The following is a 12,041-nucleotide window of genomic DNA, read 5'->3' as shown; positions in this document are numbered from 1 at the left end:
CAAAGCCTCGCTTCTCAGATGAAGTGCTTACGCAAACGTTGAGAGAGGAAATCCAGCAGGCTGACGGTGATAATGATGAGTACCATCAGGGCGCAGGTTTGCTGGAACTGGAAACCGCGGATCGCCTCCCACAGGGTGACGCCGATGCCGCCTGCGCCGACCATGCCGACGACGGTGGCGGAACGGACGTTAGATTCGAAGCGGTAGAGCGAATAGGAGATCAGCAGCGGCATGACCTGGGGCAGCACGCCGTAAAGGATCTCTTCAATTTTGTTGGCGCCGGTGGCGCGAATACCTTCGACCGGGCCGGGTTCAATGGCTTCCACGGCTTCGGAAAGCAGCTTGGAGAGCACGCCGGTGGTGTGGATGAACAGCGCCATCACCCCCGCGAACGGCCCCAGACCCACGGCGACCACGAACAGCATCGCGAACACCATTTCGTTAATGGCGCGGCAGGCGTCCATCAGGCGGCGCATCGGCTGATAAATCCACCACGGAACGATGTTTTCCGCGCTCATCAGGCCAAACGGAATGGAGAGGATGACGGCCAGGGCGGTCCCCCAGACGGCGATTTGCAGGGTGACAGCCATTTCGCCGAGATAGTCCTGCCACTGGCTAAAATCGGGCGGGAAGAAGTCGGCAGCGAAGGTGGCCATGTTACCGGCGTCTTTAAACAGCAGCAGCGGATCCATCTCCGCGCCCTTCCAGGAGATAACCAGCACCGCCAGCAGGATGGCCCAGCTAAATAGCGAGAACCAGCTGCGTTTCGGCGGTGGGAGGGTGATGGTTTGCATGTTGACTCCTTTGTGTTTAGTTCCCTCTCCCACAGGGAGAGGGAGAAAAGCGTTACTGCACCGCTTTATTCACACTGGTCATTGCACCAAGCGCGGCGGTCAGGCGGTCCAGGTCTTCCAGCTGGGCCTGAATAGCTGCCACTTTGCTGGTCTTCTCCTCGTCCTTAAGCCCCTTGTTGTCCTTCACGCCCTGCATCTCTTTAAACAGCGCCAGCTGGCGAATCGGGACCAGCTGCAGGTCGCTCGACGGGCGGAACGGTGCCCAGCCCAGACGCGTCAGCACGGCTTTCTCTTCCGGCGTTTTGCCGTAGGTCATAAAGAAGTCGTACACCTTGTCCTTGGTGCCTTCAGAGAGGTTTTTGCGCCAGACAATCGGGTCACCCGGGATAAGAGGGGATTTCCAGATCACCTTCAGCTCTTTCAGTTTGTCCGGTGCGGAGGTCTTCAGCTTGTCGAGGTTTTCGGTGTTATTGGTGGCGACATCCACCTGCTTGTTGGCCACGGCCAGGGCGTTGGTTTCATGGCTGGCATTGACGGTGCGTTTGAAATCGCTGGCAGAGGCATTGTTTTTGGCGAAGACGTAATAGCCCGGCACCAGGAAGCCAGAAGTGGAGTTCGGATCGCCGTTGCCGAAGGTCAGTTCTTTGCGTTTGGCGAGCATATCGTTGAGGTTATTGATCGGGCTGTCTTTGTTGACGATCAGCACGCTCCAGTAACCCGGAGAGCCATCGGCAGCAACGGTCTGGGCAAAGACCTGGCCGTTTGCACGATCCACCGCTTCCATGGCGGAGAGGTTGCCATACCAGGCGATGTCCACTTTGTTAAAGCGCATCCCCTGGATGATGCCCGCGTAATCCGGGGCGAAGAAGGCGTTTACTTTGATCCCCAGTTTGGTTTCCATATCTTTCAGGAAGGGTTCCCACTGAGGCTTCAGGTTCTGCTGTGATTCCGTCGAAATAATGCCAAAGTTCAGCGCTTTTTCCTGCTCCTCGGCGTACGCAGGGCTTAACAGGGTGCTGATGCTGAACATGCTGGTAAAAGCCAGCGCGGCAACCGTTTTATAGCTCATTTCCATTCCTCGTAGTGGGGACGTTATGCAGCCTTCGCGTTCTCTTCGACACGGTTAATGCTGCGGTAGAGATGGTCAAAACGTTCGTTATCAAACTGGTGGCTTGCGCCATCAAAGAACACATGTCCCTGACGCAGGGCGACAATGCGCTCGCAGTAGCGCAGGGCGTAATCCACCTGATGCAGCGTCACCACCACGGTGATGCCGTCGTTCTGGTTAATGTCATGCAGGGTTTCCATCACGATGCGGGCGGATTCCGGGTCCAGCGAGGCGATGGGCTCGTCGGCAAGGATGATTTTCGCTTTCTGCATCAGGGCACGGGCGATGGCCACGCGCTGCTGTTGTCCACCGGAGAGGGTGGAGACGCGCTGATGGGCGAAGTGCGCCATGCCTACGCGGGTGAGCGCCCGCAACGCCTCTTGCTTCTGTAACGGGGAGAACCAGCGCAGACAGGTGCGCCAGAATGGGGTGCTGCCGAGCGCGCCAATCAGCACGTTCTCCAGCACCGTTAGTCGATTTACCAGATTAAATTGCTGGAAGATGCAGCCTGTCTGCGCGCGGCTTTTGCGGATATCCCGCGCCAGTCGCCCTGCGCGCTGTACGGTGTTGCCCAGCAGTTCGACGTGGCTTTCCGGGATGCTATCGCCGGTAATCAGGCCGCTTAAGTGACGCAGAAGGGTGGATTTACCTGAACCGGATGGCCCCAGCAGCGCTACCATGTCGCCCTGCTGGACGGTCAGATCAACGGCATGCAGAGCCTTGTTGTGATGAAAGGTCTTGCTCAGTTTCTCGACGCGGATGACGGTTTGCATATGCTGGGCCTCACAATAAATGTGGCCTCATGCTGGCGCATCAATATGACATTTGGGTTAAGTGCAGGTTGCGGGAGTTTGAAGAGTTGAAGTGAAAACGATGACAATCTTTCCAGACCCGGTCAGCGCAGCGCCACCCGGGGTTGTTGCCGGATGCGCTGCGCTTATCCGGCCTACGAACTTTGTTGCTGCTTAACGACGTTAATCATCCACGGCACGCCGTATTTGTCGGTGACCTTACCGAAACCGTGCGCCCAGAAGGTCTCCTGCCAGGCCATTTCAATATTTCCGCCATCCGCGAGATTGTCGAACCAGCGTTGGCCTTCATTGACATCCTGTGTGTCGAGAACCAGCGTGAATCCGGCATACTGCGCCTTACTGCCCGGCGGCAGGCCATCGCTCATCATGATATCGCTGCCCGCAATGCGAACGTTGGAGTGGGCTATAGCGGAGTCCGGGAACTGCATGCCAGACGGGCAGCCTTCTTCGCTGCTCTCGCTTTTTGGCATTTCGCCGAAGGTGATTTTATAGAGGAGTTCTGCGCCGACGGCCTGCTGATAAAAGGCGGTTGCCTCTGCACAGTTGCCGGCGAAAGAGATGTAGGGACTTAACGGCATAATCTTTACCTCACGTAAGAAAAGCCCATTAAGTGTAGTGGGTGTGTGCCCGGTAAGCGAAGCGCCACCGGGCGGGTAAATCAGTTCTTTTTCACAAACTCAGATTTCAGTTTCATTGGACCAAAACCGTCAATTTTGCAGTCGATATTATGATCGCCTTCAACCAGACGGATATTCTTCACTTTGGTCCCGATCTTCAGCATGGAAGAGCTGCCTTTAACCTTCAGGTCTTTGACGACGGTGACGCTGTCGCCATCTGCCAGCAGGTTACCGTTAGCATCTTTTACAATCAGCACGTCAGCATCCTGTGACGGCTCTGCGTCGTTCCATTCGTGGGCGCATTCTGGGCAAATGAACATGCCATTATCTTCATAGGTGTATTCAGAATTGCATTTCGGGCAGTGTGGAAGTTGCATCGGGGGTATCCTCAAAAAAGTGCTTAACGCGCTGGAAAGTGCCAGCAAAATGACGGCAGAGCGCCGAAAAAGAGGGCAAGTATAACGCAAATCCACACGATTGTCGGTGATATTGTTTAATAAAAAAAAACCGAAAAGCGTGTTGCGGGTGACACTTTCTGTCAGTCGGTTAAGCGATGCTAACGCCATTAACGTGTTGGGAAGAATTGACACTGAATATATCGAATATTTTATTGCGGCAAATTGCTACGTTCCGCCATTTCGGATAAGGTGAAGCGACACATTGTTATTTATCGCCGGTTTTCGTCGTCGTACATCTGTTATGACGCTGAACCATTCCCGCTCTTTTTAGGTGGGTAAATAATGATGATATATCCTGAAGTTTCTTAAAAATGGGCTACGCTTTTTATCTTTTGACTATCAGGTCAGGAGAAAAGCTTTTCACGCCATGCAAGGATAGCGATTTATTTCTGATTGTCTTCAATCAGTTATATTTCGGTGAACATGTTTTCCACACGTGATCATATAAGCCGAAAAACATAATTAAAACCCGGTGGCTTAATAAAAGTAATAAATTTGCGTTAAGGAAAGGCTTTTATCATGCACACACAGACAATTTTTGAATTAAGCCAGGAAGCAGAACGGTTGCTACAACTCGCCCTGCAAAACCTTGATACCTTGAAATCAATGCCGATAGCGATGCTGGAGAGTACCGCGACGGCCATTACGGGTGAAAAGAACAACGTTTTACCTTTGCATTTTAGCGCGCGTGGTGTCGAAGCACAGCAGGCGATGCTGAATAGTGAATTGCGCAAAATAACCCGTCTGGAAATGGTGCTGGCTATTGTTGGAACCATGAAGGCGGGGAAATCGACCACCATTAATGCGATTGTGGGCACCGAAGTATTGCCCAACCGCAACCGTCCGATGACGGCGCTCCCGACCCTTATTCGTCATACGCCGGGCCAGAAAGAGCCGGTACTGCATTTTACGCATGTCTCTCCCATTGATGATCTGATCCAACTGCTACAGAAAAAGCTCTGCGATGACGATCGCGGCAAGCTGGCGCAGCGTCTGGAAATCGATAAAGACATGAATACGCTGCTGGAGAGAATTGAAAGAGGCGAGGCTTTCGAGAAACACCACCTTGGGGCGCAGCCGATATTTCATTGTCTGAAAAGCCTGAATGACCTGGTGAGGCTCTCTCAGGCGCTGGACGTGGCCTTCCCGTTCTCTGAGTACGCGGCGATAGAACATATACCGGTGATTGAGGTGGAGTTTGTGCATCTTGCGGGCCTGGATGCGCACCTGGGGCAGCTGACGCTGCTGGACACGCCTGGGCCAAATGAAGCCGGGCAGCCCCATCTGCAAAAAATGCTCACCGAACAGTTGTCCCGCGCCTCCGCGGTGCTGGCGGTGATGGACTATACCCAGCTCAAATCGATTTCTGATGAAGAGGTTCGTCAGGCCATTTCGGTAGCGGGAAAATCGGTGCCTTTGTATGCGCTGGTGAATAAATTCGACCAGAAGGATCGCAACAGCGACGATGAAGAGCAGGTCAGGGCGATGATCTCCGGGACCTTAATGAAAGGGAACATCTCTCCGGGACAAATTTACCCTGTTTCGTCGATGTGGGCCTATCTGGCAAACCGCGCCCGCTATGAGATGGCGAACCATGGGCAGCTACCGGATCACCAGGAACAGCGCTGGGTACAGGACTTTGCCGAGGCCGCGCTGGGGCGTCGCTGGCGTACGGCGGACCTGGACGATATCGAACATATTCGTCATGCGGCTGATTTGCTGTGGGAAGATTCGTTATTTGAACAACCTATCCGCAAACTCATTTACGCCGCCTATGCCAATGCGTCGTTATTTGCGCTGCGTTCGGCGTCGCATAAGCTGCTCAACTATGCCCAAAATGCCAGAGAGTATCTCGATTTTCGCTATCAGGCCCTGACGGTGGCCTTTGAATCGCTGGAGCTGAATATTACGCGTCTTGAAGAGGATATGGCTCTGCTGCAAACGCGGCAGCGCGTGGCCAGCGAAGAAGTCAAACACGAAGTGGAGCAGGCCCTCCACGCCACTGACGATTTTATGGCGTTGCAGAAAGGAGCCCTTCAGCAGGCGATTGGCCATATCTTCAACAGCCACACGCTACTTGATTTGGCAGGTATTGATCCGCTGAATCATCGGCAGGATGCACCGGAGGCGCTGACGCAGCTGGTGCTGGATGATGAGAGGCAGGCGCAAACGGTACTGAACAGCATCCGCTCCGCCTGCGAGCAGGTCATGCTGGACGCAAAGACGAAAATCAGCCGGGAGCTGGCGCTTCGCTTCGATCAGCTGGAGTCTACGCTGGCGCGTTCGCTGAATGAGGCGATGCGGCCCATTGAGCTGCGTATTAAAGAGCAGCTCAGCCATGCCGGTTTCCGGGCGCGGATCAGTTTCCCGGCATTTCAGGCAAATCAGCTGAACTTCAATACGCGGGCGCTGTTTACTGATGCCATCGCGGAGGATACCCGTCCGGCAGGCCAGCCATCGGCTGCGGGAAGTGTACGGGAAACGGTGTCGCGCTGGCTGAACAATCCTGGCTGGGGCTGGGAAGATTATGTGGCGACGCGCACGCGATACGTTATTGATATTGCGCAGCTGCATGACAAGTTTATGCAGCATATTGATCAGTTTTGTGAACAAATCCGTAAAGCTTTAACCGCGCAGGTCGATGTCTCTGTTACGGCGGGTATGGCAACGTTCTTTGCAGAATTTTCGTTATGCCTTGCCGGGTTACAGGAAAGCTTGCGTGATAGCCTCGCAGTCCGTCAGCAAAATGAGCATTCGACCCGATCGCTCAGCCAGCTGTTGAAACAAAGTATCACGACTGCGACGTGGATTCAGGAAGATACCCGACTGTTACGCGATGATATTCAAACTCTTTTCGCGGCAGAGCAACCATGACAACACAGCTACTGGACGGTCCCGGGCGGACGCTGGAGTGTATCCATCCTAAATTTATGGTCGATCTGGTCCAGGGGGTAGACGCGCCGCGTCATACCCATCTGGGGCCGCAACAGCTGCAGTTTCGTGAGCGTTTGACGCAGGAGATCATGACGCACACCCGGCTGCGACCGTGGGCAATGGCGGGAATGCTCAACGAAAATGCGGCTCTGCGCCTGGGGCTGGCGGAAAAGCTGGCCGGCATGCTGGATCCGGGGCATCTCGCGCTGACGCGTATGGCCGATAAACTGGTTGCCCTGCGCCAGCAAACCTCTCTGCGTACGCAGCCCTCGCCGGGCCTGGTTCAGCAGTATGCTGAACTCTCTTCCCATTTTCTTCAACGCGCAGCCTATAAAGAAAAGGCGTTGTCCCAGCGTGGGTTAACGGTGCAGGCGGGCGATCATAGCGAGCAGATTTTTACCCGCTGGCGGGCCGGACACTATGATGGCTGGTCGCTGGCCGGGCGTTGCTACATTGTGCTGGAAGAGCTGCGCTGGGGAGCATTTGGCGATGCCTGTCGTCTGGCGAATGCGGACGTGGCGGCAATGCTCAAGGATAACCTGCGCAGCATGGCGGCAAATTATCTGGCGCAGGGGATCAATGCTTCTCCCACTACCCGCCATTTTTATCACCAGTGGCTCACAACCCCCTCTACGCCGGGGAGCATCGATCATAAAGATATGCTGGGCTGGCTGGGGGACTGGTGTCAGGCGGACAGCCACCCGGTGAGCTGGTCAGTAACCCAAAACTGGCAAACGGTCGCGCTGGGTATGCCGAGACTCTGTTCGGCAAAGCGGCTGGTGGATGGGATGGTGGAAGAAATTTTTGGTTGAACCCCTCACCTGGTGGGGAGAGGGGCCGGTCTTATGCGGTGCGTTAATGATGAAGCTCTACCGCTTTTGGTTCTGTATCCGGCTCGGGGAGATTGCCGAAGCGCTTCGCATACAGGGCCGTGATGATGGGCACCAGAATGGCGGTGACGATCACGCTGGCGGCAACCAGCGCCGTTGCCGAGGCCGCAACCGGTTCGAAAGCCGGGTTAATCTGGGCAATGATCACCGGATTCGCCACGGCGGCCCCGGCGGCTGAAGAGGCGGCTACACCTGCCGTTCCGTTTCCTCCGCCAATTACGCGATCGGCAATGATCAGCGGAATGCCGGTGATAATGATAACAGCCACGCCAAGGACAATACCCAGCAGACCGGTATCGAGGATCACCTTCAGGTTAATGGTATTTCCCAGCGCGAAGCCGAAGAACGGGATCAGCACCGGCGTGGCTTTGCTGAAGAAATCGCGCAGATCGTGGTCCAGATTCCCCAGCGCAAAACCGATCAGGAAAGGCAGGATCGCGCCGACAAAGTGGTGTGGTTCAAACGAGGCCAGCCCCGCCGAGCCCAGAATCAACATCGTCATCAGCGGACCGGACTCCAGAGACATCAGCACAAAGGCGCCAGACTCCTCTTTTGTGCCGTACTGGTTCATCAGGCTGGCATAGAGCCCACCGTTAGTCATATCCATCGCGGAGACAATGGCCAGAACGGATAATCCGGCGAAGAATCCGGTCTGAATGCCATTCTCCGGAATGAACAGTGCACAGACCATTGCCACAACCCAGGCAACCGCAATTTTCGTTATAACCAGCGTTCCGGATTTACGTAATACGGTACCCGTTGCCCGCAGGTTAATAGACGCTCCAATACAAAAGAACCAGACGGCCAGAATGGGCACGGTTCCCGTAATCATTCCTTTTGTGAAACCACCAAAATAAGCACCGGTATCAGGTGCCAGGGTATTCAGAATGGCGCCAAGCACCAGAGGAACCAGCATCATCCCGCCGGGGATGCGTTCTATTGTGGCTTTAATCTTCATGTACAACCCTCACATCGTGTCCCGCGTGGCGGACGGAATGCTATCGAAAATAAAATCAACAAATTCAATTAATTGAAAGGATGCTTAGCCTGGCGCTTCGTTATCCTTTCAGGGAAATTAATCGCGCGCTCTTGATTCATGCCGCTCAAAAGCCCGCTGGACGTTGCGTTCGGATTTATCATGCGATCATTGGAATGATGATTCAATGAAAATAAAACAGTGTTTTAGTTATCTCTATCACATATTCAGCGTAAATATTCGAACCGCGTTTTAATATTTAAAATTTATGTAAATCTGATGTGACGCAGTATGGTTTTGAGAATTGTTGTTCAGGCGATAATAACGTGCGTGAGCATGTTCTTTTTTGGTGGATAAGAAAGAGCTGATGGGCGGAAATTGACAAATATTGAACTCAATTGACGATACGGAAAAATATATGTGAAGTTGATCACAAATATAAACACTGGTAGGGTAAAAAGGTCATTAACTGCCCAGACAGGCGTCAACAGGTTCGGTTGTATCGACGTAAAACGTCAATGTAAGTAAACCTGCTACGCTTGAATAAGGCGATTCGCATGGAGCGGATCCCCGTTTCACGGTTCACCAGATGGCCGGTGAAATGGACAGGGCTGAGTCTACGAGGAAAGCTATGCTTAGAAGGAAAAAGATTAAACCCATCACGCTTCGCGACGTCACCATCATCGATGATGCAAAACTGCGTAAAGCGATCACTGCCGCCTCGCTCGGTAATGCGATGGAATGGTTCGATTTTGGTGTCTACGGCTTCGTGGCCTATGCGTTAGGTAAAGTGTTCTTCCCCGGCGCCGACCCCAGCCTGCAGATGATTGCCGCGCTGGGTACGTTCTCGGTTCCCTTCCTCATTCGCCCGCTGGGTGGTCTGTTCTTCGGTATGCTTGGTGATAAATATGGTCGTCAGAAGATCCTGGCCATCACCATTGTCATTATGTCGATCAGTACATTCTGTATCGGCCTGATCCCGTCTTATGCTTCGATTGGCATCTGGGCGCCAATATTGCTGCTGCTCTGTAAGATGGCTCAGGGATTCTCCGTAGGGGGAGAATACACCGGTGCCTCGATCTTCGTTGCAGAGTACTCCCCGGACCGTAAACGTGGCTTCATGGGAAGCTGGCTGGACTTTGGTTCCATTGCCGGGTTCGTCATGGGTGCGGGCGTGGTGGTGCTGATTTCAACCGTGGTTGGTGAGGCGAACTTCCTTGAATGGGGCTGGCGTATTCCGTTCTTCCTCGCGCTGCCGCTGGGGATCATTGGCCTGTACCTGCGTCATGCGCTTGAAGAGACGCCTGCGTTCCAGCAGCACGTTGATAAGCTTGAGCAGGGTGACCGCGAAGGTCTGCAGGATGGCCCGAAAGTCTCCTTTAAAGAGATCGCGACCAAACACTGGCGCAGCCTGCTGGTCTGTATCGGCCTGGTGATCTCTACGAACGTGACTTACTACATGCTGCTGACCTACATGCCGAGCTATCTGTCGCATAACCTGCACTACTCGGAAGACCACGGTGTGCTGATCATTATCGCCATCATGGTGGGTATGCTGTTTGTGCAACCGATTATGGGGCTGTTGAGTGACCGCTTTGGCCGTCGACCGTTCATTATTCTGGGTAGCGTTGCGCTGTTTGCCCTTGCTATTCCGGCATTCATTCTGATTAACAGCAATGTGCTGGGCCTGATTTTTGCCGGCTTGCTGATGCTGGCGGTGATCCTCAACTGCTTCATCGGGGTGATGGCCTCTACACTACCGGCCATGTTCCCGACGCATATTCGCTACAGTGCGCTGGCGGCGGCCTTTAACATCTCGGTTCTGATTGCCGGTCTGACGCCGACGCTTGCCGCCTCTCTGGTGGAAAGTACGCAAAACCTGATGATGCCCGCTTATTACCTGATGGTTATCGCGGTGATTGGTTTGATTACGGGTATTACCATGAAGGAGACGGCGAACCGTCCTCTGAAAGGGGCGACGCCTGCGGCATCGGATATTCAGGAAGCGAAAGAGATCCTGCGCGAGCACTACGATAACGTCGAGCAGAAGATTGAAGATATTGACGCAGAGATTGAAGAACTGCAGAAGAAACGCTCCCGACTGGTGGACCAACATCCACGCATCAACGAGTAATCAAAAAACCCGCCGCTGGCGGGTTTTCTTTTATTAGCATCCTGCAGCGATGTAATCGCCATTGGCGCTGATGGGGATCACCGTCAGGAACAGGATGGTCGCAAACAGGATCAGAACAATCCCGCCGGCAATCTTGACCGCCGGAACCAGCCACTTCAGCGAGGCGCCGCCGCCAAACCAGGCGACCGTGCGCTCGCGGGCGTAACGCACGGCCAGCGATAGCCCCATAATCGATAGCGCGGTTCCCAGCGACATGGTCATTACCGCGGCCATTCCCCAGGTGACGATGCCCAGCGCATTCGAAAACATCAGGATCATAATGGCCCCACTGCACGGACGCGCGCCGATCGCCAGAATTACACCCAGACGGGTTTTCCAGTCACCCTGCGCAAGGTCTGCCCCTACGCCGTGATGGCCGCAGCCACAATGTTCATCATGCTGGTGAAGGGGCGTGATGGCGGAGATTGCCATCCTGCGCGGGCGCAGGCTTTTTAGCGCCTGGTAAATGATAAACGCGCCGAATGCGCCAATGAGGACCGCGCTTATCTTCTCGACATACCAGCGGCTGGTACTGATATCCCCGGACGCCAGGTTAAACCCCACCGCCAGAATAAAGACAAACAGAATGGCGCTGACGCCCTGCAGCATACTGCCAAAAAAAGGAACGACCCGGGCAGCCAGTTCGCTCTCTTTATTTGTACTGAGATAGGTAGTGACAATGAATTTGCCGTGCCCCGGCCCGATAGCGTGAAGTACGCCATAGAAGAACGCGCCGGTTAATAGCCATAAGCCACCGCTGTACTGATGGTTATTAAGCTGCAACAGGTACATCACCAGATAACGGTGCAGGGTGATTTGCGTAGCAAGACACCACTGGATGAAAGCCCCCCAGTGTGCGTGCAGAGTGAAGCCCGCAATAAGGAGTAGCAGCGTCATGAGGCCAGCGCCAGGAATGCGCCAGTCTCGGGTGAGGCGTTGTGTGATCATGGATATTGTCTGTCAGGGAAAATATTTGCCAATAGTATAGTTGATTATCCCCCTCAATCCGTGGGTTCTTATGAAGCTTACGCGTTGTATTGTGGATAAGTCTGTGTGTAAAAGGGTATAAGGCGGGGTTTTGCTGGGGAATGCAGCAGTCAGTCATCTTTTTGCAACTTTTCGGTTGCGGCCTGCGGAGAACTCCCTATAATGCGCCTCCATCGACACGGCGGATGTGAATCACTTCACAAACAAGCCGGTCGGTTGAAGAGAAAAAATCCTGAAAATCAGGGTTGACTCTGAAAGAGGAAAGCGTAATATACGCCACCTCGCGACAGAG

General features: G+C 54.0%; 10 protein-coding genes. 3 read left to right on the top strand and 7 right to left on the bottom strand.

The window, feature by feature from the left end; all coding sequences use genetic code 11:
• Positions 1-14: 14 nt before the first annotated feature.
• The 5 genes from phnE to AX755_RS07865 all read right to left on the bottom strand — a co-directional run bounded on the left by phnE (position 15) and on the right by AX755_RS07865 (position 3,708).
• Complete coding sequence (gene phnE, locus AX755_RS07885) at positions 15-794, bottom strand: phosphonate ABC transporter, permease protein PhnE (RefSeq protein WP_013095111.1); 780 nt, start codon at positions 792-794, stop codon at positions 15-17.
• A gap of 52 nt (positions 795-846) precedes the next feature.
• Entirely contained in the window at positions 847-1,863 is a 1,017-nt protein-coding gene (gene phnD / locus AX755_RS07880) for a phosphonate ABC transporter substrate-binding protein (protein ID WP_038980858.1), read from the bottom strand.
• 23 nt (positions 1,864-1,886) lie between these two features.
• On the bottom strand, positions 1,887-2,675 hold the full coding sequence (phnC, locus tag AX755_RS07875; RefSeq protein WP_013095113.1) for a phosphonate ABC transporter ATP-binding protein: 789 nt from the start codon (positions 2,673-2,675) through the stop codon (positions 1,887-1,889).
• Positions 2,676-2,848: 173 nt separating this feature from the next.
• The gene (gene yjdN / locus AX755_RS07870; RefSeq protein WP_013095114.1) at positions 2,849-3,292 is read right to left on the bottom strand and encodes a VOC family metalloprotein YjdN; all 444 of its coding nucleotides are present in this window, start codon (positions 3,290-3,292) and stop codon (positions 2,849-2,851) included.
• Between the two features lie 80 nt (positions 3,293-3,372).
• A complete protein-coding gene (locus tag AX755_RS07865; protein WP_013095115.1) occupies positions 3,373-3,708 on the bottom strand; it encodes a zinc ribbon domain-containing protein YjdM in 336 nt (111 codons plus the stop codon).
• A gap of 600 nt (positions 3,709-4,308) precedes the next feature.
• Between AX755_RS07865 and crfC the strand changes: the two genes are divergently transcribed.
• Both crfC and AX755_RS07855 read left to right on the top strand, forming a co-directional pair.
• On the top strand, positions 4,309-6,663 hold the full coding sequence (gene crfC, locus AX755_RS07860) for a clamp-binding protein CrfC (protein ID WP_062856565.1): 2,355 nt from the start codon (positions 4,309-4,311) through the stop codon (positions 6,661-6,663).
• Complete coding sequence (locus tag AX755_RS07855; RefSeq protein ID WP_029882903.1) at positions 6,660-7,535, top strand: diguanylate cyclase regulator RdcB family protein; 876 nt, start codon at positions 6,660-6,662, stop codon at positions 7,533-7,535. The genes crfC and AX755_RS07855 overlap by 4 nt, the downstream gene beginning before the upstream one ends.
• Positions 7,536-7,578: 43 nt before the next feature.
• Here the strand turns inward: AX755_RS07855 and kdgT are convergent, their stop codons facing one another.
• Positions 7,579-8,571 carry a 2-keto-3-deoxygluconate transporter gene (kdgT, locus tag AX755_RS07850; protein ID WP_013095118.1) on the bottom strand — a complete coding sequence of 331 codons (993 nt, stop codon included), beginning with the start codon at positions 8,569-8,571 and terminating at the stop codon, positions 7,579-7,581.
• 649 nt (positions 8,572-9,220) lie between these two features.
• Here kdgT and proP point away from each other — a divergent pair.
• The gene (gene proP / locus AX755_RS07845) at positions 9,221-10,723 is read left to right on the top strand and encodes a glycine betaine/L-proline transporter ProP (protein WP_013095119.1); all 1,503 of its coding nucleotides are present in this window, start codon (positions 9,221-9,223) and stop codon (positions 10,721-10,723) included.
• 33 nt (positions 10,724-10,756) lie between these two features.
• On the opposite strand, the gene AX755_RS07840 is transcribed toward proP, so the two are convergent.
• Positions 10,757-11,710, bottom strand: a complete 954-nt coding sequence (locus tag AX755_RS07840; RefSeq protein ID WP_038418498.1) for a nickel/cobalt transporter — start codon at positions 11,708-11,710, stop codon at positions 10,757-10,759.
• Positions 11,711-12,041 lie beyond the last annotated feature (331 nt).

The organism is Enterobacter sp. SENG-6, from assembly GCF_001605945.1.
Classification (GTDB): Bacteria; Pseudomonadota; Gammaproteobacteria; order Enterobacterales; family Enterobacteriaceae; genus Enterobacter; species Enterobacter cloacae.
This window is presented reverse-complemented; position numbering and strand designations above follow the sequence as displayed.